General features: G+C 58.7%; 22 protein-coding genes and 1 tRNA gene. 10 read left to right on the top strand and 13 right to left on the bottom strand.

Features of this window, described 5'->3' with window-relative positions; genetic code table 11:
- The first annotated feature begins 24 nt into the window (after positions 1-24).
- The 4 genes from ACI2I1_RS13980 (at position 25) to ACI2I1_RS13965 (ending at position 3,083) form a co-directional block, all read left to right on the top strand.
- The gene (locus ACI2I1_RS13980; protein ID WP_404679588.1) at positions 25-273 is read left to right on the top strand and encodes a helix-turn-helix transcriptional regulator; all 249 of its coding nucleotides are present in this window, start codon (positions 25-27) and stop codon (positions 271-273) included.
- Between the two features lie 356 nt (positions 274-629).
- Positions 630-1,481, top strand: a complete 852-nt coding sequence (locus tag ACI2I1_RS13975; protein ID WP_404679587.1) for a hypothetical protein — start codon at positions 630-632, stop codon at positions 1,479-1,481.
- Between the two features lie 96 nt (positions 1,482-1,577).
- Positions 1,578-2,666, top strand: a complete 1,089-nt coding sequence (locus ACI2I1_RS13970) for a DNA cytosine methyltransferase (protein ID WP_404679586.1) — start codon at positions 1,578-1,580, stop codon at positions 2,664-2,666.
- Between the two features lie 3 nt (positions 2,667-2,669).
- Positions 2,670-3,083, top strand: a complete 414-nt coding sequence (locus tag ACI2I1_RS13965) for a very short patch repair endonuclease (protein WP_404679668.1) — start codon at positions 2,670-2,672, stop codon at positions 3,081-3,083.
- A 3-nt stretch (positions 3,084-3,086) separates the two neighbouring features.
- On the opposite strand, the gene ACI2I1_RS13960 is transcribed toward ACI2I1_RS13965, so the two are convergent.
- The 4 genes from ACI2I1_RS13960 to ACI2I1_RS13945 all read right to left on the bottom strand — a co-directional run bounded on the left by ACI2I1_RS13960 (position 3,087) and on the right by ACI2I1_RS13945 (position 8,028).
- On the bottom strand, positions 3,087-4,034 hold the full coding sequence (locus tag ACI2I1_RS13960) for an O-methyltransferase (protein ID WP_404679585.1): 948 nt from the start codon (positions 4,032-4,034) through the stop codon (positions 3,087-3,089).
- A complete protein-coding gene (locus ACI2I1_RS13955; protein ID WP_404679584.1) occupies positions 4,031-5,398 on the bottom strand; it encodes an ATP-binding protein in 1,368 nt (455 codons plus the stop codon). The genes ACI2I1_RS13960 and ACI2I1_RS13955 overlap by 4 nt, the downstream gene beginning before the upstream one ends.
- Positions 5,399-5,606: 208 nt before the next feature.
- Entirely contained in the window at positions 5,607-6,938 is a 1,332-nt protein-coding gene (locus ACI2I1_RS13950; RefSeq protein WP_404679583.1) for a phospholipase D family protein, read from the bottom strand.
- The gene (locus ACI2I1_RS13945) at positions 6,931-8,028 is read right to left on the bottom strand and encodes an HNH endonuclease (protein WP_404679582.1); all 1,098 of its coding nucleotides are present in this window, start codon (positions 8,026-8,028) and stop codon (positions 6,931-6,933) included. The genes ACI2I1_RS13950 and ACI2I1_RS13945 overlap by 8 nt, the downstream gene beginning before the upstream one ends.
- Positions 8,029-8,438: 410 nt before the next feature.
- On the opposite strand from ACI2I1_RS13945, the gene ACI2I1_RS13940 reads away from it, so the two are divergent.
- The 3 genes from ACI2I1_RS13940 to ACI2I1_RS13930 are packed head-to-tail and all read left to right on the top strand — an operon-like array spanning position 8,439 to position 9,666.
- Positions 8,439-9,002 carry a recombinase family protein gene (locus ACI2I1_RS13940; protein ID WP_404679581.1) on the top strand — a complete coding sequence of 188 codons (564 nt, stop codon included), beginning with the start codon at positions 8,439-8,441 and terminating at the stop codon, positions 9,000-9,002.
- On the top strand, positions 8,999-9,193 hold the full coding sequence (locus ACI2I1_RS13935) for a hypothetical protein (RefSeq protein WP_404679580.1): 195 nt from the start codon (positions 8,999-9,001) through the stop codon (positions 9,191-9,193). The genes ACI2I1_RS13940 and ACI2I1_RS13935 overlap by 4 nt, the downstream gene beginning before the upstream one ends.
- Positions 9,190-9,666 (top strand): hypothetical protein, encoded by a 477-nt coding sequence (locus ACI2I1_RS13930; protein WP_404679579.1) that lies wholly within the window; start codon positions 9,190-9,192, stop codon positions 9,664-9,666. Before ACI2I1_RS13935 ends, ACI2I1_RS13930 begins: the two co-directional genes overlap by 4 nt.
- On the opposite strand, the gene ACI2I1_RS13925 is transcribed toward ACI2I1_RS13930, so the two are convergent.
- Positions 9,629-9,850 carry a helix-turn-helix domain-containing protein gene (locus tag ACI2I1_RS13925; RefSeq protein WP_404679578.1) on the bottom strand — a complete coding sequence of 74 codons (222 nt, stop codon included), beginning with the start codon at positions 9,848-9,850 and terminating at the stop codon, positions 9,629-9,631. The genes ACI2I1_RS13930 and ACI2I1_RS13925 overlap by 38 nt on opposite strands.
- Before the next feature lie 121 nt (positions 9,851-9,971).
- Between ACI2I1_RS13925 and ACI2I1_RS13920 the strand changes: the two genes are divergently transcribed.
- The gene (locus ACI2I1_RS13920) at positions 9,972-10,559 is read left to right on the top strand and encodes a zinc ribbon domain-containing protein (protein ID WP_404679577.1); all 588 of its coding nucleotides are present in this window, start codon (positions 9,972-9,974) and stop codon (positions 10,557-10,559) included.
- 77 nt (positions 10,560-10,636) lie between these two features.
- On the opposite strand, the gene ACI2I1_RS13915 is transcribed toward ACI2I1_RS13920, so the two are convergent.
- The 5 genes from ACI2I1_RS13915 to ACI2I1_RS13895 form a co-directional block, all read right to left on the bottom strand.
- A tRNA-Lys gene (locus ACI2I1_RS13915) sits at positions 10,637-10,712 on the bottom strand.
- 109 nt (positions 10,713-10,821) lie between these two features.
- Positions 10,822-11,328 (bottom strand): 2-amino-4-hydroxy-6-hydroxymethyldihydropteridine diphosphokinase, encoded by a 507-nt coding sequence (gene folK / locus ACI2I1_RS13910; protein WP_404679576.1) that lies wholly within the window; start codon positions 11,326-11,328, stop codon positions 10,822-10,824.
- Between the two features lie 28 nt (positions 11,329-11,356).
- The gene (gene aguB, locus ACI2I1_RS13905; protein WP_404679575.1) at positions 11,357-12,220 is read right to left on the bottom strand and encodes an N-carbamoylputrescine amidase; all 864 of its coding nucleotides are present in this window, start codon (positions 12,218-12,220) and stop codon (positions 11,357-11,359) included.
- A gap of 11 nt (positions 12,221-12,231) precedes the next feature.
- On the bottom strand, positions 12,232-13,014 hold the full coding sequence (locus tag ACI2I1_RS13900; RefSeq protein WP_404679574.1) for an SIMPL domain-containing protein: 783 nt from the start codon (positions 13,012-13,014) through the stop codon (positions 12,232-12,234).
- Positions 13,015-13,094: 80 nt separating this feature from the next.
- Entirely contained in the window at positions 13,095-13,931 is an 837-nt protein-coding gene (locus ACI2I1_RS13895; protein WP_404679573.1) for a class I SAM-dependent methyltransferase, read from the bottom strand.
- A gap of 103 nt (positions 13,932-14,034) precedes the next feature.
- Between ACI2I1_RS13895 and msrA the strand changes: the two genes are divergently transcribed.
- On the top strand, positions 14,035-14,574 hold the full coding sequence (gene msrA, locus ACI2I1_RS13890; protein WP_221543511.1) for a peptide-methionine (S)-S-oxide reductase MsrA: 540 nt from the start codon (positions 14,035-14,037) through the stop codon (positions 14,572-14,574).
- Between the two features lie 56 nt (positions 14,575-14,630).
- Here the strand turns inward: msrA and ACI2I1_RS13885 are convergent, their stop codons facing one another.
- Both ACI2I1_RS13885 and ACI2I1_RS13880 read right to left on the bottom strand, forming a co-directional pair.
- Complete coding sequence (locus ACI2I1_RS13885) at positions 14,631-15,497, bottom strand: OmpA family protein (RefSeq protein ID WP_221543512.1); 867 nt, start codon at positions 15,495-15,497, stop codon at positions 14,631-14,633.
- Between the two features lie 265 nt (positions 15,498-15,762).
- Positions 15,763-17,001 (bottom strand): RsmB/NOP family class I SAM-dependent RNA methyltransferase, encoded by a 1,239-nt coding sequence (locus ACI2I1_RS13880; RefSeq protein WP_404679572.1) that lies wholly within the window; start codon positions 16,999-17,001, stop codon positions 15,763-15,765.
- 56 nt (positions 17,002-17,057) lie between these two features.
- On the opposite strand from ACI2I1_RS13880, the gene ACI2I1_RS13875 reads away from it, so the two are divergent.
- A complete protein-coding gene (locus ACI2I1_RS13875) occupies positions 17,058-17,216 on the top strand; it encodes a DUF1674 domain-containing protein (protein ID WP_221543514.1) in 159 nt (52 codons plus the stop codon).
- Here the strand turns inward: ACI2I1_RS13875 and ACI2I1_RS13870 are convergent.
- On the bottom strand, positions 17,213-18,601 hold the full coding sequence (locus ACI2I1_RS13870; RefSeq protein ID WP_404679571.1) for a cytochrome P450: 1,389 nt from the start codon (positions 18,599-18,601) through the stop codon (positions 17,213-17,215). The two genes, ACI2I1_RS13875 and ACI2I1_RS13870, sit on opposite strands and share 4 nt — an antisense overlap.
- Positions 18,602-18,622 lie beyond the last annotated feature (21 nt).

Here is an 18,622-nt window from a genome sequence, read left to right as displayed (position 1 = left end):
TTTCATGTGACCATTATTGGCCGAATGTCGGCATATTTTGCTTCGATAGGTTCTCTTAACTCCGGTCCAACACTGGAGAAGCAAATGACCCATGATTTCCGAGACGACCTGATCACTTGCGAAGATGCGGCGCGACACTTGGCTGTATCCATTCGTACGTTGAGCCGCTGGGCTAGACTAAGGAAGGGGCCACCACGCATAAAAGTGGGGCGAAGCATTTTCTATCGACGCTCAGCGATTGAGCATTGGCTGCTGTCGTTAGAGAACGGCTGATTGTGATTTCATTGCAGCAACAAAGGCGGTTCGCTCGGAAACTCATTTCTACAATCAGTCGACGGAGCGAAGCTGGCAATTCCCAGATAGCGCGGTCGCTGCTCAATAGAGAGATTGAGCGATATCTTGGGTCTTGGGCTGTTCAAGCCTCAACAATGTTCAGGATACGCAGTGAGAAGGTCTCGGCAAAGTATGCGATGTCCGAATGGGCAAAGGCGCAAACAGACCCTATCGTTCCATATTCTTACCGGAGGTATCGGCCAGAGCCACCCATCGATTGGTATCTTAAAGCCCGCGCCACCACCGGTCACAGGAAGATATGCGTCTTACCCGCTCAGATCGCCATGTGGCATCGAATGGCGAAAGACCTAATCGTCGCTCAACATCATCCGCGTGCTCACATCGGCGACTGGCGTGAAAGGGGCCGAGATCATCAAATCCGCCAAATCGTAAATGCTGTAGAGAATGACGACGCTTTTGTCGTTGTCGCAGATGTGGTGCGGGCGTTCCCAAGCGTCAATGTCGATACAATCTATGAACTTCCATATCTACCAGAAGCACTGATCCGTAGGGCTATCGACTATCGGTTCCTTCGCTTCTCGCGTGGGTATGTGGGAGCATGTCCATGGGACGAGTTAAATCTCATGCATGGTGAACTTGAAATGGCTCCGAGCGGTCTCTTGGAAGGATCGCCCGTGTCGAATGCTCTTTTTTCGGTGCTTCTAGATGATCTGCCGGATCACTTGGACGAATGTATAAGCGCATTCGTTTACTGTGACAACGTCATCCTGGTAGCGCCGACGGAGGAGCAAGCCCAAAATGCAGCGAGGTCTTTGGTCAGGTATTTCTCCGGCCACCGAGCGGGGCCATTTGAAGTGAGGTCAGAGGTGCGGAAGGTGCGATATGGTTTCGATCATCTTGGTTACTCGCTATACTGCCGAGGCAACGAGGTGGAAGTCGACTTGTCTCCTGCCTCTTGGAAAAGGCTCCTAGCGCGCATCCAAGATCAGGAGGCAAGCTGTGCTGAAACTCTGCGATGGTTACACACCTCATATGGTGCGCTGACCCAAGGCAAGATAAACAACTGGGTGACACTTATTCTCGGCGAGGAGATGCGACGAAGAGACGGAAGATCGCCTGCTTCCCACGCGTATTGCGACGCGTCGCAGACTTTGAGCAAGCGGAACGCGGAAAAGGCTGACCTCTAATGTAGCTTACTGATGTTGGTTTTCTTCAATGGGTAGTGCTTTCTGCACCAAACCTGGTTAGATAGCGATCGCATTAGAGTGAGGGCACCCGATGCGATGAAATTGGTCGAATTGTTTTGTGGAGCGGGCGGGTTCTCGCGGGGCGCTCATTCGGCCGGATTTGAAATTTCTGCCGCATACGACCTCGACGAGACATTGACATCGTCCTTCGAGCGCAACTTCCCAAACACTCTTTTGCGACATCGTGATGTGAGCAACTTGCAAGGCGCTGAAATAGCGGGAGATGTCAGCGGCGAGATAACTGGGCTTATCGGGGGCCCGCCATGTCAGGGATTTAGCAGCATTGGGCGACGCGAAGTCTCGGACCCACGCCGCCTACTGCTTGGCCATTTCTTTCGCTTAGTCGCAGAGATCGAGCCCTCATTCTTCGTGATGGAAAACGTCCTTGGATTGACGAGCGCGCACTCGCGCGACGTTTTGGCGCAGGCGATGCAGAAAACGGCGGCGGCTTACAATATTTGCGAGCCCCTTATCTTGAACGCTGCTGATTTCGGAGCCGCAACATCCCGACGCCGAGTTTTCGTTATCGGCTTGCACCGAGACTTTCAAACCACGTTCGAAGGTGAAATGTTGGAGCAATGGAAAAGGCCTGCCGCTACTGTCCATCAAGCAATCGCAGATTTGCATGGAGCTGAGCGTCTAGGAGATAAAGATGACGGCTTCGATCATTGGCGTATCAAACGACGGGGTGCACCCTCCGAATATGCCCGCTCTTTACGATCAATAGACGGACGATTTACGGGGCACAGGATAACCGATCATTCAGACAAGGTCATTCGCAGATTTTCTGAAGTGCTTCCCGGCAAGACAGACAAGGTAGGCAGACACCATCGGTTGAAATGGGATGGGCAGTGTCCGACCCTGCGGGCGGGCACCGGCTCAGACAGGGGGTCGTATCAATCCGTGCGGCCTATCCACCCCGTAGACAACAGGGTGATAACAGCAAGAGAGGCGGCACGACTACAGGGTTTTCCGGACGACCATGTTTTTCATCCGACCACATGGCATAGCTTCCGAATGATCGGGAATAGTGTCTCGCCAATCGTTGGCGATGTCGTTTTGAAGACGGTTGCTCAAACCTTAAAACTTAATGTGAATGAGCATTATACAGAGGCGGCGGAGTAGTAGCTGGTTGATCATGTAACCAAAGAACGCCGATCATGGTTGATGTCTCGCGTCAAAAGCAAGGACACCTCACCGGAATTGCGGGTTCGGAAAGCCGCTCATTCGCTGGGATTACGGTTCAGGCTTCATCGGAAAGACCTACCTGGTAAGCCGGACCTTGTTTTTCCGAAACACAAGACAGCCATCTTCGTCCACGGTTGCTTTTGGCATCGGCACAAAAATTGTCCTAAGGCGACGACCCCTAAATCGAGGCGCGATTTCTGGCTGGAGAAGTTTGCGGCAAATGTCAGTCGTGATGAAAGGGTTAGCCTGGAACTTCGAGATCGAGGCTGGTTGGTAGAAACCATCTGGGAGTGTGAAACAAAGATTGATGGCCCGCTCCGCGCTCAACTTATGGATATTTTCGGACTTGAGTGAAGCCTAAGCCAAGATTTGAGCGAAGGCTGGATACTGTCGATAGTGGGTCTGAAAGGCCCTCAACTCATCTTCGTGCAAATCGAACCCGAGGGCCTGAATGTCGTCTCGCGAAAGAGCGGCATCGCTTGGCAGTTGGGCTTGCAGAACGGCGGCTTCCTTCATCGTTAGATGCGGAGCATGAACTGGATCTGCGGGTTTGCAATCCCAATCGTCTCTTTGCACGATGTCGCGAGCCACAGTTGCTGCACCCTTCGTCGGCAAGAGCCCTCCGACCGTGACCATTTGCGCTCCATCCTGATAGAGGACCCGAAATGCCGGGATAAAGCCGCCCGGGCGGGAGAGTTCGGCGGCAACGGACTGCATATAATCTAACGAGTAATCGGCGAGCGTGCTCTGGAGCCTCTCCTTCTTAAAGTCTGCTTTGGGTAGATTGTCTGGTAGGACCGCACCCAAAATTTCTCGCAGCCTCTCGGGTCTATCTGTGGCCTTGCCGTACTTCATTTCCAAGGCATTGAACGTGCAAAGGAAAATGCTGTTAGCGGGCGCGCGCTCGATAACGAGCCGGATGTCCTCGCGAATGTCTTCGTTCAATTCGTAATCGTAATCGAGCCAAATGAGCCAAGGCCTTGATCGCAGGGCGTTATCGGCTAACAATTCGGGAAGGATGTTGCCGGACAATCCCTCCTTCACGGTCACGGTAGAAAAAGGCGCGTTGAAGGTCGCCCGACGAAAGCCGATTGGATCGGCCTCGATGGAAAACATTTCACGAACGCCGAGAACTTTGTGTGCGAGGAGGAAGTCGGTGAACCAAACGGACCCGAAGCCCACGTAAATCATGTCTTCGTAATCGAGATGACCCTGCAGACGGCGGATGCCCTCAAATACGATCTGCCTTTGAATGCTCTTACTCGGCCTAAGACTGTAATTGATCGTGTTGAAGGAGGGCATCATTCGTCTCCTACGAGATCGTCATAGGCATACTCGAACGATTGCAGGCCGACTTCACGGTAAGAGAGCGTCGCTTTGCCCATCGCACGCGCCAGCTTCTTTATCCGAGTGACGGGGACCGAGTATCCTATGTTGCCTACTCTTTCCACGGGCTTCGCCGCGTAGCGGGGCAAAGTTACGGTCTCCCGCTTGGCCAAGGATCTCAATTTCACAGGCTTTGCAGCGGCTTCCACCGCCTTCGCTTGTTCGAGGGACTGCTTTCTTGAGTTGGTATAATTGATCCAAGCACGTGTGACCTCGCGCATCTTGGGACGCGCGCGTCGATAGACTTCGGACGAAGTGTCCACACTGCGCTTTGTAGTTGTCATCGGAAGAGCACCAGCATCCTCGGCCGTAAAGATTATCATGCCGATGAAACCCGAATATTGTCTGTGCCACTGAGGCCAACCGTCGCTTCCCCAACCGGAGATCGAGGTCTTGTCCGCTGCGAGGACGATCCGCCCGTTGCAGACGACATACCAGCCGAAGCGCCGTTCACCTTCATCTTCGACATCCGGGTCACCGCTATCCGGGGGAGGAGCCGCCATTCCGCCTATCAACTCGACCTTTACGATCTCACCTTCGACTTCGTCCTCGTATTCGATCCGCATCGGGGCAAAGCCGTCACCTTCGCGTAATTCGATCTCCCAACCGGTAATTTGTTCTCCATTGAGGTCAATGGACAGGCCACGATCAAGGTGCAGCGAATAATCGCGAGCGATCGTACGCCGAAGGTTCTGTATGAAGGCGGGGCTGTCAAACGACGTTTTGGAACCCGAAGTCAGTTCCTCGACTACGATCTCGACGCCGTTTTCTTCTAGATCGTCGGCCTCCACGATGTCGAAGTCCCAAGGGGGACTATCGTCGCTCAACCAACTGTCGACATCGATGGGAACTTTGAATGATAGACGGGTGTCGTCATCATCAAGGAACGTGCTGCGCACGGATATGTCGCGCCCTAGCTTGAAAACTGCTCGCTTCATGCCGATCCCATAAACCCCGATGCTATAGGCATCGCCTGTATCGGTTGCCGGTCGACCGAAGCTGAAGGCATGCTCAACTGCGTCGTCTAGTGTCATCCCTCCGCAGTTGTCCCTGATAGAGAAACAATCAGGTGTTCCAACGATCTTGATCGAGAACGGGGACAGGTCAATGGTCTCGTCCAAACCCATAGGCTTGCTTCCGGCGGTCCTCCATGCGCCGTCGACGCTGTTGTCGATCAAGTCGAGAATGCAGTCTTCGAGAGTGATGTCCCTCGTAATCATTCGCACGAAAAATGCTTTGGTTGGATTGGCGACCGCTTTGGTCTTGCCCGCCTCAATTGTCATTGCCCCTCCACGTCATTAGTCTGCTAGCGTCAAATGAACGCGTAAACATTAACGGGCAAGGCAATGTTTTCCCAGCGCGCATCTGTGTTCGCAATACGGCTTCCCCTTGGGAGACACCTGTAGAAGCAGGTCATCCTTCCCATGTGGGTCGCCCCGGCCCCATTTGGACACTTTCTTCTGAGCCCTAGAGCCTAGGTGGACGAGGCTCTCACTCGTGGACTTCAAAGCCGAAAAACCGAAGTGCCTTTATGGTTCGGCCATTGACCGGGGGGCGGTCGGGATCAAGCCAGCCAAGCAGTTCCATAACGCACGCCTCGCCGAACCCGGCCAACTTCCACTGCTCGTTCCTGATGCAGTCATATGCACGGTTCAACGCAACTCCCGAACCGTAGAGGAGGTGCGACAGCGTAACCTTGATGCGGGGTAGAGAGTTTTCAGCGAACTGCGCTTTCAGGCCGGTTATCCCGCCGGAGACATGCCTAAGACGGTCGTTGAACGCATGGACGCCGATCAAGGCGTCGAACAGATCGTCATAGGAAAGAGCAGCGATTGCTTCGGGCGAGGCCATCGCGTTACGGAGCCGGTGGATGCGATCAGTTTCCTTTTCGGCATCATACATATCGCCCGCTTGTGTATCGGTTGAGGTGGTCCATGCATCGAGGCTCGATAGGACACGCTGACGCCGTTCCGCTGCCGAGGCGAGAGTAGTCTCCTTCCACGTTTCTCCTGGGGCTTCAACCAGACGGCACCAACCGAGAAACCTCCCGATCTCGATAACTGGGTCTTCGCCCTCAAACTCAGGTCGTCGCTTGCCGAACGCAGCAAAAATCGCTTCTACCTCCCGGAACGCCGGGATGATCTCCTCGTCGTATTTTCTGTGATACTTTTGGAGAAATGCCCTTTCCTTGCTCACCTTTTCGCTACCGACTTTGGCACTCGGAACGACTGCCTCCGGGACGAACTGTTCCAGCTTGAACTGGAACTCCTCTTCTTCCTTGGGGTCGCCAATCTGACGAAAAGCCAGTTCGTATTGCGACAGAATGTCAGCGGTCAACGTTTCGGCGCTTGACCAGAACATCTCATAGAGCGAGACGAGGTCATCGAAACCATCATCGTTCCTGCGCACGACGACCGACACTTCCCTGTTGGTTTTCAATCCGCTGTCCGTCAGATTTGCGGAGCCCACCAGCGCAACGTCACCAACGATGTAGAGTTTCGCATGGAACTCTCGGTCAGTGTAATAGCGGATCCGCACGAGGGGGTTGGCGATGGCTTTCCGAAGGATTGGCGGCGGCGTGATCGAGCAAAGGCGCACGAGCAGGTTCACTTTGCAGCCGCGCTTCGTCAGTATTCCGATTGGTTCCGTCGTAGTGAAGAATGGGCTGGCGAGATAAGCGTCACACCCAACTGACGTGCAATGCGAGAACCAGTTGATAGTGTAACCTGTGGAAGCTGTGTTTCCGTAGCTATCCCGTAGCGCCATCATGCGTTTCTTCTTTCTGTCCTTTAAAAAGGCGGCCGGGCATACCTCGTCATCCACTCGCCAATTCGCGATGCACGATACGATGGCAGTTGGCGCATAGCACTTGCAGTTGATCCAGGGTGGTCTCATGCCCAGGCTTCATTTCCGAGATCGGGATGCTGTGGTGCACCTCCATGCATCCCTCCGCCAAAGCTGCTCCGAATAAATCGACCCAGTCATTTTTGCACCGCTCGCACCATAGCCGACCATTCTCGGCTATAAACTGCTTCTTCTTTAGTCTCGCGAGACCAGCCGCCCTCTCTTTGCGAAGATGCTTCGCAATACGTGGGTTGCCTTCCGTCCAAGTTCGTTCGTCGTCTGTTGGCGGAACGTCCGCGAGGGCCTTTTCCAACTCAGCACGCGGAGTTCTCTTGCGAGTTGCAGGAAAGCGTTCGGTCCCGGCGATGCCTCGCTTTTCGATGCTGTAGCCGAGGTCGTTCATAATCCGAAAGGCTGTGTTTCCCGGCCCGGAAGAAAATAGATATGAATGGGTGTAAGTGCGCAATGCTTCACTGAGCGCAACACCGAAAACAGCCTTCGCTGGAAGTGCGTCGCCGTTGTCAGCGATGAGCCAATATTCTCGTGGGTCTGCGAAGGAATGCCAGCGCGGATCATTTCCTGCGAGTTCGTCAATGGCTGTTTCAATATGCTCCTTGCGCACCTGTCGAAGAACCGCTGCCGGGAGACCACTCTTACCGCCCTGGAGGATCGTTCCTTGGATAATAGGGATGATCGAATAGGCGGGCTGGCGTGGCGTTATGATGAGAAGTCGGCGGTAAGCCCCTCGACTGCGACTACCTGCATTTGAACGGCGAACGATCTCGTCGAACTGATCTTCTACGGAGGCGGTAACCTCAGATGTGTCAAGAAGCAGACGTTCGTTAAGCGGCCGATCCTGGACTGGCCCACTGTCTAAATAGATCTTCGGATACGCGCCCTCTTCATGGAGACGGCTTAGAATAAGTTCGAGCGCTTTCCGATATTCGGGATTGCGCTCGTTATTACCCGCAGATCCGCTACGGCTGTGTAGAACAACCCGACTGTCCCCCACCTCAACTTTGGCGGAGAGCGGTCGCTGCTTTTCCGTCAATATCTCGGTCTCGATCATCTTGTAATCCGCTCCCCCTGCGATGCGTTTCTCCCTACGCGAGATTGGCTCGCAGTGCTAAGCCCAAAAACGAACTGAACAGAAGGAGGCGCGAATGGGCACCAAATCGGCATGGACACCAGAGCGTAGGGCTAAGCAGCGGGCCGCCATTGCGAAGACGAAGCCTTGGCTCCAATCGACGGGACCGCGCACTGCGGCAGGAAAAACGGTATCAAGCCAGAATGCTCGTCTGCCGGACACCTTGAGAGAAGCACGGAACCAGATTGCCGAAACCCGTGCGCTGGCGCTTGAGATTTTTGGGCGTCAGAGGATGCCAAGGTGGCCTTTTGACTAACGCTTTTAGAGCCATTTTACTCTCGACCACGGAGCACACTCCCCTAGGATAACCTTGTGATTAATCAGGAGATGCTGTGCTCATAGGATACGCTCGGACGTCAACATTCGATCAGATCGCAGGTCTCGAAAGTCAGATCGAAAACTTAACTGCTTCAGGCTGTAGCAAGGTCTTCTCCGAACAGGTTTCATCCGTTGCGGAACGAGCGCAACTCGAACTCGCGCTCGATTTCGTGCGAGAGGGCGATGCTTTGGTCATTGTTCGACTGGATCGCCTAGCACGATCCACTAGTGACCTCCTTTATATCATCGCAAGGCTTGAAGCTAAAAAAGTTGGTCTTCGTGTCCTCGATTTCGGTGGCTCGGAAATGGACACACAGTCGCCGACAGGAAAGCTGATGCTGACCATGTTCGGGGCACTGGCACAGTTCGAGCGCGAACTCATGCTAGTTCGCCAGCGCGAAGGCATCGAGCGAGCCAAGGCAGCGGGCAAATACCTGGGCAGGGTCCCCACAGCCCGCCGCAGGCTTCCAGAGATGCGCGAAATGGCAGAGGCGGGCCTTACCCCTCCGGAGATCGCCAATCGCCTCAATCTCTCCCGAGCGAGCGTATACCGCCTGTTGAAGGAAGATCGTTCGTGACCGAGCCAGCCGAAGTCTTCGCCCGGATCGCAGCGGAGTTGGAAGACATGCATGGTGTGTCGGTTGAAGGCCAGTCAGGCGACCAGCCGCCCGAAGGGATCGCCGTCATTGCGCTTGAGATTGGCAACCGGTTGCAACGGGTCCGCGACCTTTTGGCCGAAGTGCAATGCTCGTCCGGGCGTCCTGCATGAAATGGCCCCCCGCCGACGTCCTGCTAGATCGCAAAGTCGAGGCTCTGGTTTCTGATGGCTTTGCCCTGCCCAGATGGGGCTTCGCGGTCCCCGGCCCCTACAACGGCGCGAAGGGCGAAGAGCGCATCTACGCGTGGCAGAAGAACCAGATCGCTTGGCGGCTAGGTTGGCTTCCTCGCAACCAGACCTGTTCGATCTGCGAGGCCCGGCCAGCCGAACAAGGCCATCAGGAACTTTACCAGCGGCCTTTCGCGCTCATGCCAGTATGCAGATCGTGCCATGTCCGTCTTCATCGAAGGTTCGGCAACCCTGATCGCTGGCAGGCCTTCGTAGATCAGCTTTCGCCCGATAACTGGGCGAGGATGCTCCTGCCCGAGCAACTGGATCGTCTGGATGCGATATGGCTTGCGGCCGTGCCCGACTGGCTGGGTGCGCTTACTGCTCTTTCGAAGGCTCGGCGAGCAGCGCAGTAACCGGCACATCCAGTGCGATCATAATGCGTTCGATTACGTCGATGGTCGGTGCGCGCTTCGCGTGCTCGATATGGTTCAGGTATGTTCGGTGAATACCGATCAACGCAGCGAAATCATCCTGCGACATCTCGCGCTCCCGCCTAAGCAGCCAGATATTCTTGGCAAGGTTGTCGCGAAGTCGCATCGTAGACGATGGACCATAACCCGAAACTGGGCGCACCCGACTATCGTCTACAAAGTTCTTTCCGGGATCGGGCCGATCTCTTAGGGTAGACTATCATCTACTTACCGGGGGTCAGAACTTTATGAATGCAGACGAACGCAAGTGTCCGGAATGCGCAGAGACGATCAAGAAGGATGCAAATGTCTGCCGCTTCTGCGGTCATCGTATTCGCGGCGGCGGTCCGACCGATGGGCCAAGAAACGAAGCCGAGCAGAAGGTTGCACGCAACTCCAAGATCGGCTGTGCCGCTGCTATTGTTGCCATTGTCTTGCTCATGGCGTTCTGTTCACCAGACACCCCGGATGACCTCGGTGCATCTCAACCAACTGCTGCCAAAAAGCAGGCAGAGAATGAAGAGGATGATCTTACAGATCGCAGCACGCAGATCATGTGGGTAACGCGCACGAGGAACGGGGTGGAAAGCAGATTGAAGGACCCCGACAGCGCGGACTTCAAGGATGTGCGGTTTTATTCAGGCGGCCCGTCGCCCGCCGTTTGTGGGCAGGTGAACGCGAAGAACAGTTTCGGCGGCTATATGGGGTTCCAACGCTTCATTGGGTCTGGCGAGAAAGTCGTGTTTCTCGAAGATGAAGTTGCCAGGAGCGAGTTTGCTGATGCGTGGACTACTCTTTGCATCAAAGCTGACCGGGATGATGTTTACCTTCCATAAGTCTGGCGGCAGACGGACACCAGACGGACACAAGGAGAGGCGACTAGTCGGAGAGCCAATAAAATTGGCAGAAAAGGTGGTGAGCCGTGCTGGGTTCGAACCAGCGACCTACTGATTAAAAGTCAGTTGCTCTACCGACTGAGCTAACGGCCCGACCACGGGCGGCTCCCTAAGCAGGTGGCTCCGGCTGGTCAAGCATGGTTTGTCCAGCTTTTCGCAGACCGGCCCGTTCGGGGCCTTGCTGCGGTGCTTGCCGTGCGGGTCAGGCGCGCGGTGCGGGTCGGGGTTTACGGATGCGCGCGGCGAGTTGCCGCAGCGTGAGCGCCGTTACCGGATCGCGCCAGTGGGGGGCGATTTCGGCGGCGGGTTCGATAACGAAAGCCCGCTCGCGAAACAGCGGGTGGGGGATAGTGAGGTCTGCCGATACCCAGACGCCGCCGCTCCACAGGACGATATCGAGATCGAGCGGACGCGCGCGCCACCTTCCTCCGCGGCGGCGGCGTCCAAACTCGCGCTCGACCTCCTGCAGGACATCCAGCAGCGCCGGTGGGGGCAGCCCGGTCTCGATCACCGCCGCCGCATTGGCATAGCGCCTGATCGAGGGGCCGATGGGCCGGCTGGCGATGATGCCGGAGACCGCGGCGATTTTGCACTCGGGCCCGGACAGCCTGCCGATGGCGGCCCGCAGGACCTGCGCCGGTCCGCCCACGCCGGGAAAGCGCATGTTCGAACCCAGCGCGACAAGATAAAAGTGGCGCGCGTCGGCCATCACGCGTCGCGGCGTGCCGGGCGAGGCATCAGATATCCTCGGCGATCCGGCCGTAAAGCTGCGGGCGGCGATCGCGGAAGAAGCCCATTCCCGCCCGGTGCTTGGCCGCGCGGTCGAGATCGAGCGTCGCGACCAGCACGCCGCTTTCGTCGGCGCCGAATTCCTCGATCAGATCGCCCCATTCGTCGGAAATGAAGCTGTGCCCGTAGAAGCTCTGCGGGCGGTCGGCGGGCCCTTCGTGGCCGATGCGGTTGGCGGCGCAGACCGGCATGCAGTTCGACACAGCATGGCCGATCATCGCCCGGCGCCACATGCGGCTGGTGTCGAGTTCCGCGTCATAGGGTTCGGACCCGATGGCGGTGGGATAGAAGAGCACTTCCGCCCCTTTCAGCGCCATGACGCGGGCGCATTCGGGATACCACTGGTCCCAGCATACTCCCACGCCGATCCGCGCGCCGAACAGGTCCCACACCTTGAAGCCGTCGTTGCCGGGCCGGAAATAGTATTTTTCCTCATAGCCCGGCCCGTCGGGAATGTGGCTCTTGCGGTAAGTGCCCATGATCTCGCCGTCCGGCCCGACCATCGCCAGCGTGTTGTAATAGTGGTGGCCGTCGCGCTCGAAGAAGCTGGTCGGAATGGCGACGCCGAGCTTCTTCGCCAGTTCCTGCATCGCCACCACGCTGGGATGCTCCGCCGTGGGGCGCGCGCGGGAGAACAGATCCTCCTCCTCGTCGCGGCAGAAATACTCGCCCGCGAAGAGTTCGGGCGGCAGGATGACCTGCGCGCCCTTCCCGGCGGCTTCTTCCACCAGTTGCGAAACGGCGGCGATATTGTCCGCCTCGTCCGGAAGGGCGAGCGGCAGTTGCAGGACGGATATGGTCAGCTCTCTCATGCGGCAGAGCGTTATTTCTCCCGCAGCGCGAAGTCCACCTGGATATAGACCTGGCTGCGCGTGGTGCCGACCATCATGCCGGGCGATCCCTCTTCGGGGCGGGGAGCGGTGCGCACCAGCGGCGGCGGTGGCGGCGCAACGGGCGGAGGCGCAGCCGCAGCGCTTTCGACCATCGCATCGTTCATCGCCTGCGCACCGCGCAGCCATTGCTGGCCCTGCTGGCCGCCTGCATCGCGGATGTAGAGCACGCGGCCGATCTCCATGTCGGCAGCCTTGGCATAGGCCTGCGCCCGGATGCGGGCGGCCTTGTAGGCATCGGCATAAGCGAGATTGGCGACCGTCTCGGGATCACTCATGGTCAGGCTGGGGCCGGACAGGACATTGGCGCCCGCTTCGGTAACCGCGCTCACCGCGGCGCCAGCCCGATCGGGGTTGTCCATCGTGACCTGGAAGACGTTCGAAGCCTGGTACTGCCCCTTGCGATCGCCCCATTCGACCCGCCGGACGGAGACATTCTGCGTCTGGATATCGTCTTCCTCGACCCCGAGTTCGCGCAGGGCAGCAACGATCTCGGCGATCTTTTCGGCATTCGCCTCGCTTGCCTCGGTGGCGCTGCGCGAGAATGTCTCGATCCCCGCGTTGAACTGCGCGCGGTCTGGCTTGCTTTCGGCCTGGCCGCTTGCGCTTACTGACAGCAAGGTTTCCGAATGATCGACGCCGCGAACCTCGTCGGCCCGGTCGCCGCACGCCGCCAGCGCAAGCGTGGCGGCGGAAAGAAAAAAGACATTACGCATGAGAAACCCCTGATGACACAATATTACATCAGGGGTTTCTCATTTGCAGACTGAACGGCTGCTGACAGCCGGATTGCCGCTTACATGCGTTTGCGGAAGAGCAGCGTCATCCGATCGCTTTCGCCCAGATCCTTCAGCTCTTCCTTCTTGCCGCCCCAGCTGGGAGGCATCTGCCAGACGCCGCCTTCGTGATTGGCCGGATCGCGCGGGTTCGCGTTGATTTCACTCATGCCGACGAGATCGAAACCATGTGCCTCTACCAGCGCAATCACATCTTCCTGCCTCAGATAGCCGTTCCCGCCCAGTGTGTAGTCGCCTGGTGCATCGGCATTGGCGCGGTGCTGGACGATGCCCAGCATGCCGTCATCCTTGAGCAGGCTGCGGAGCCGCGTGAGCTCCGTGTAAAGCGCCCCGGACCGCAGGAGATTGTGCATCTCGCGGAAAATCAGCACGCGGTCCGCGCTGCCGTTCATGGCCTCGGTCAGATCCTGCGAGCCATGAATCGCAACCGGCGCACCGGTGAGGCCCCACTGCGGATAGCTTTCGGAAAACTGCCCCGGAAGCTTGCCGAAATATTCACCGAACCTGCTCGCATCGGCAGCGGAAGGATCGGGAGTCACGCCGATATAACGGCCATCGGTGCCCAGATAAGGCACCAGCACCCGCGTGTACCAGCCGCCTGCCGGCATGTAATCGATCACGGTCATGCCCGGTTCGACGCCGAAGAATTCCAGGGTCTCGAACGGATGGCGATACTGATCGCGCGCGCGATCCTCGGCGCGGTTCTCCTGAGCCAGCGCGGCCATCAGCGCCTGATGCCGGCTGTGGCGTTCGGCCATCGGCCCGTCGCTGTGATGATCGGCAACCGCAGGAGCGGCTAAAGCAAGGGCGGCGGCCCCGGCAAGCAGTAGGCGCATAGAAATTCTCCCCATCTGAAACGAATGCTGTCTTCCTGCCCCCTGCCGCAGCCGATGACAAGCGCGACCAGTCTTCCTACATCTTCGAGCGAAGGAGATACGAATGGCTCAGGAACAGGTTATCGTGGCCGGCGGGTGCTTCTGGTGCACCGAGGCGGTGATGAAGGACGTGATCGGCGTAACCGAGGTCGAGAGCGGCTATATCGGCGGGGAAAAGCCCGATCCGACCTATAAGGAGGTATGCAGCGGGACGACCGGCCATGCCGAAGGCGTGCGCGTGACCTATGACAGCGATCGCATCAGCCTTGAGCAGATCCTCGATGTGTTCATGGGAACGCACGATCCGACCCAGCTGAATCGGCAGGGCAATGACGTGGGCACGCAATATCGCAGCGCCATCTTCCCGGCCGATGATCAGAAAGAGGCGGCTGATGCGGCGATCGCACGCTGGAATGACGAGCATCCCGGCCAGACAGCCGTGACGACCATCGAAAGCGGCGAATGGTATCCTGCTGAAGATTATCATCAGGAATATTGGGAAGGCGAAGGGCAGCGTAACCCCTATTGCCTGGCGGTCATTCCGCCCAAGCTGATGAAGCTGCGCAAGAGCTTCCAGCAATATCTCAAGGAAGATGCCGAATAAGAGAAAGGGGCGGACATCGCAGTCCGCCCCTTCTTTTTAGCCGGATGTGGCTGACCTCAGCCTTCCTCGGTTGCCTTGCTGACGAGGATGTTGACCGAGACACGGCGGTTCTGCGCCTTGCCATAGGCGGTCGTATTGTCTGCCGCAGGGTCCGCTTCGGCCATGCCGGTCGGGGTGAGCATGCGCCAGGGTTTCCAGCCGCATTCCTGCTGGAGGAAATTGACGACGCGGCCTGCGCGGCGTTCACTGAGCACCTGGTTATAATCCTGGCTGCCGTCGGAATCGGTATAGCCGACGACAAGCAGCAAAGCGTTGTCCATCGCTTCGGCATCGGTGGCAATGGCGCAGATTTCCTGACGACCTTCGGGCGAAATATTCCATTTGCCGCTGTCGAAATAGACGTTGGTGACGCCCTTCACATTATACTGGTCGATATTCGCCATGCGGCCGCGCAGCGCCTCGGCAGCTGCGGCATTGGCATCGATATCGGCGCGATGTTCGGCGAACTGCTGCTGGGTGGCGCCGCGGATCATGGCAGCTGTTTCGAGATCGCTGCCCTTGAGCTTGATCTGCTTGGCAACCAGTCCGCCATCGAACTGCAGGGTTTCCACCTCGACCGGAATTCCGTTCAGCAACTGGTTCGTACGCAGTGCCTTGCTGCCCAGGCCCAGAAATCCACCCGTGGCTTTTACTTCGGTCCCGTCGTCGACGATGACAGTCGCGGTCTGGCCGTCTTCGGTCGTGACCTGGATGGTTTCACCGCTCCGGGCCGTGATGATGCCTTCGATTTCCGGACCTTCGGTCAGGGCCGATCCGTACACATCGATATCGGAACCATCCTGCGCCAGCGCAGGGGCCGCCATGGGTAGCGCGGCAGCCGAAAGCAGCAGGGGAAGAGCTGCGGTTTTTGTCAGTCCAGTCATTCAAATTCCTCCGTCTAGGGCCGCCACGCGCAGACGCGGCGACGGCTCATGAACCCGTGTCGCAGGTGCCGTTCACGGGTTAGAATACCTCTACTCATCAAGCTTAACGCCCGAGAAGCTCGGGTGCGGGTGCGCCCGAGGGAGGGTTGGGTGCTGGCGCCGGCCTTGCTCGAAAATGAACAATGGCAAGAATAAGGCAATGCCGGGGGCAGTTCGCGCCGCCCCTGCGACAAACCGATCCGCCGCCATGGGCGGATCGCCCAATTCAGTCGGCTTTCTGGCTGGTCGAAATGAAGAAGCCATCGAGCCCGCCTGTTTCGGCGAGCATGCCCGGATCTGTCCGAAGCGTGCCATCTTCCGACGGCGCAAGATCTGCCGGAAGGTTTCCTGCATCGATGGGCAGGAGGCGGAGGCTACCCGGCAAAGCCTGATCCTCGCCTTCTTCGCGCTCGAGCGAACAGGTCGCATAGACGAGGGTGCCGCCGGGCTTGAGCCATTCGGCCGCGCGGCTGATAAGCGCGGATTGGAGCTGCGCCATCTCCTCGATCTGGCGCTGACCGATTCGGTGCAGCACGTCGGGATGGCGCCGCGCCGTGCCTGTCGCCGTACACGGCGCGTCGAGCAGGATGGCATCGAACTGGTGCTTGGGCTCCCATTCCAACGCATCCGCGCGAACCACGCTGGCTTTCAGACCTGTCCGCCCCAGATTTTCCTTCAGCAGGGCGAGCCGCCGTTTCGAGACATCAAGCGCGGTGACCTTCCACCCCTGCGCGGCCAGCTGGAGGGTCTTGCCCCCGGGCGCGGCGCACAGGTCGAGGACGTGCCGCCCCTCTCCCGCACCCAGCAGATGGGCCGGCAGCGACGCGGCAAGGTCCTGGACCCACCAGGCCCCGTCGGAGAAACCGGGCAATTTCTCGACATTCTCGCCGCGGGCAAGGCGCAGGTGCCCGGGCATCAGGCTATCCGCAGCCAGTTTCGCCTTCCATATCTCGGTCTGCTCCGGATCCTTGAGCGTGAGATCGAGCGGCGGCGGAACGGCCAGGCCGCCCGCGATGGCTGGCGCCCGTTCGCCCCAGCGCTCCGCTACCGTTTCGGGCAGAGTGGGCGCAGCAGGCAGCGCGGCCTCCTGCTTCGTCAGCGTGGAGAAAACGCCATGTGCCAGCCGCCGCGGTCCACCGGCCAGTAGCGGCAGACAGGTCGCGATGATGGCGTGCGGCGGCGTGTCGAGGCGGAGCCACTGCGCCAGCATCATGCGCAGGACCATCCGGGCCTTCGCATCGGACGGCAGGACCGTCTTCGTCGCACTGTCGATCTGCGCGTCGAGGTCGACCAGCCAGCGCAGAACTTCGCTGGCGATGGCCCGGGCCAGCGCCCGGTCTTCGAACTTGCGCACGTCTTTCGTCGCCGCGGCGAAGGCAAGGTCCATGGTGTCGCCCCGCCGAAGGACGGCATCGAGCAGACGAAGCGCGGCGCGGCGCGCGTGAATTCCGGAAGGCTGTGCCATTGGTCCGCGCCCTACGCCTACTTGAAACCATGCGCCAGTCCGCGCATCTTCATTATATGACCAAACGCGCAGACAAGCGGCCCGAGACTTTCAAGAAGCCCGATCACTGGACGAGCGAACCGCCGCCCAAGCCGGAGAAAGGCGAAGTCGACGAGGATCTCAGCCCCACCCGCTATGGCGACTGGGTGAAGGACGGGATCGCGATCGATTTCTAGATCCGCTCGAGTGTGATCTTGAGCCCGTCCTTTGGCTTGGGAATGGGCCAGGCCTGCCAGTCGGGCTCCTGATCCAGCGCGATGCGGTAGCGCGGGAGCAGCTGGGCCATCAGGATCTTGATCTGCATATAGGCAAAGTGCAGCCCCAGGCACATGTGCGCCCCGCCGCCGAACGGCACCCAGGCATATTTGTGGCGCGCCTTTACCGCCTCGCTGGTGAAATGGTTCGGATCGAAGCCATAAGGGTCGGACCAGTGCTCTTCTTCATGGTGCACGTAATTGGCATTGATGCCGACATGCGATCCGGCGGGAATGCGATAGCCGCCGAATTCGAATTCCCGCAGCGCGCGGCGCGGGGTCGAAGGAACGGGCGGCATGATCCGCAACGCTTCCTTGAAGGCCATCTCGACCAGCTCCAGCCGGCCCATGTCTTCATAGGCGAGGTCGCGCGCCCGGCCGTCCGGGCCGAGGCCGCCGGTGACGCTTTCGATTTCCTGGCGCAGCTTCTCCTGCCAGTCGGGGTTCTTGGCCAATTGCCAGATCAGCGACGTGGCCGAGCTGGTGATGGTGTCATGCGCCGCCATCATCAGGAAGTTCATGTGATCGACCACCTCGTCGACCGGCATCAGACTGCCATCCTCATATTCGGCGGTCGCGAACTGGCTGAACATGTCTTGCCCCCCGCCCTCGGCGCGGCGACGGTGGGTTTCCTGTGTGAAAAAATCGACCAGGAATGCGCGGCCATCGGTCCCGCGCTTCATCTGGGTGAAGGGTAGCGGCCTTCTGACCGGCGCTACCGAGGCCTGGACCATGTCGATGAATGCGGTGTTGATCCTGTCGGCTTCCGGCCCCCACTCGATACCGATGAAGCTATCCGCCGCCAGATCGAGCGTCAGCGTCTTGATGGCAGGATAGAACTCCATCCGCCCGGCGCCCCATTCCTCCACCTTGTGCGCGATCCCGCGGTTGAGGCTGCCCGAATAATGGCGCATCGGGCCGGGCTTGAACGCGATCGACAGCGCCCGGCGGTCGGCCCGGTGGTGGTCGAAATCCAGCAGCATGAGGCCGCGCGGGAACAATTGGTCGAGAATCGGACCCCAGCCCTGCTCCGAAGAAAAGTTCTTCTCTCGGTCGAACAGGACAAGCTCGTTGGCGTCGGCGCCGATCAGCGCGATGTTCCAGCCCCCGAACGCCTTGCTTTTGTATACTCGGCCGTACGTTTCGACCATGTGCTGCGCAAAGGCGTGCGGGTCTTTGAGCATCTTGAAGGTGTTGCCCACCACGGGCCAGCCGCCTTCACCGGGTATGTGCGCAAGCTCTTCTTCGGTCGGATTGCCTTCGGACCAGTGAGCCGGGATCGGATTGTGTGCTGCAAGTGTGGCCATGCGGCCGGTTATGCCTCAGCC

The organism is Qipengyuania sp. NPDC077563 (genome assembly GCF_044901345.1).
Lineage (GTDB): Bacteria > Pseudomonadota > Alphaproteobacteria > Sphingomonadales > Sphingomonadaceae > Qipengyuania > Qipengyuania aestuarii.
The sequence above is the reverse complement of the archived record's forward strand: the minus strand, read 5'-3'. Positions and strand labels throughout refer to the sequence as shown.

Bases quoted from the DNA above. Each gene is read 5' to 3' on its own strand.
- ACI2I1_RS13980 (WP_404679588.1), top strand. From the start codon at position 25: ATGTCGGCATATTTTGCTTCGATAGGTTCTCTTAACTCCGGTCCAACA.
- ACI2I1_RS13975 (WP_404679587.1), top strand. From the start codon at position 630: ATGGCGAAAGACCTAATCGTCGCTCAACATCATCCGCGTGCTCACATC.
- ACI2I1_RS13970 (WP_404679586.1), top strand. From the start codon at position 1,578: ATGAAATTGGTCGAATTGTTTTGTGGAGCGGGCGGGTTCTCGCGGGGC.
- ACI2I1_RS13960 (WP_404679585.1), bottom strand. From the start codon at position 4,034: ATGATGCCCTCCTTCAACACGATCAATTACAGTCTTAGGCCGAGTAAG.
- ACI2I1_RS13955 (WP_404679584.1), bottom strand. From the start codon at position 5,398: ATGACAATTGAGGCGGGCAAGACCAAAGCGGTCGCCAATCCAACCAAA.
- ACI2I1_RS13945 (WP_404679582.1), bottom strand. From the start codon at position 8,028: ATGATCGAGACCGAGATATTGACGGAAAAGCAGCGACCGCTCTCCGCC.
- ACI2I1_RS13930 (WP_404679579.1), top strand. From the start codon at position 9,190: ATGAAATGGCCCCCCGCCGACGTCCTGCTAGATCGCAAAGTCGAGGCT.
- ACI2I1_RS13925 (WP_404679578.1), bottom strand. From the start codon at position 9,850: ATGCGACTTCGCGACAACCTTGCCAAGAATATCTGGCTGCTTAGGCGG.
- ACI2I1_RS13920 (WP_404679577.1), top strand. From the start codon at position 9,972: ATGAATGCAGACGAACGCAAGTGTCCGGAATGCGCAGAGACGATCAAG.
- folK (WP_404679576.1), bottom strand. From the start codon at position 11,328: ATGGCCGACGCGCGCCACTTTTATCTTGTCGCGCTGGGTTCGAACATG.
- aguB (WP_404679575.1), bottom strand. From the start codon at position 12,220: ATGAGAGAGCTGACCATATCCGTCCTGCAACTGCCGCTCGCCCTTCCG.
- ACI2I1_RS13900 (WP_404679574.1), bottom strand. From the start codon at position 13,014: ATGCGTAATGTCTTTTTTCTTTCCGCCGCCACGCTTGCGCTGGCGGCG.
- ACI2I1_RS13895 (WP_404679573.1), bottom strand. From the start codon at position 13,931: ATGCGCCTACTGCTTGCCGGGGCCGCCGCCCTTGCTTTAGCCGCTCCT.
- msrA (WP_221543511.1), top strand. From the start codon at position 14,035: ATGGCTCAGGAACAGGTTATCGTGGCCGGCGGGTGCTTCTGGTGCACC.
- ACI2I1_RS13885 (WP_221543512.1), bottom strand. From the start codon at position 15,497: ATGACTGGACTGACAAAAACCGCAGCTCTTCCCCTGCTGCTTTCGGCT.
- ACI2I1_RS13880 (WP_404679572.1), bottom strand. From the start codon at position 17,001: ATGGCACAGCCTTCCGGAATTCACGCGCGCCGCGCCGCGCTTCGTCTG.
- ACI2I1_RS13875 (WP_221543514.1), top strand. From the start codon at position 17,058: ATGACCAAACGCGCAGACAAGCGGCCCGAGACTTTCAAGAAGCCCGAT.
- ACI2I1_RS13870 (WP_404679571.1), bottom strand. From the start codon at position 18,601: ATGGCCACACTTGCAGCACACAATCCGATCCCGGCTCACTGGTCCGAA.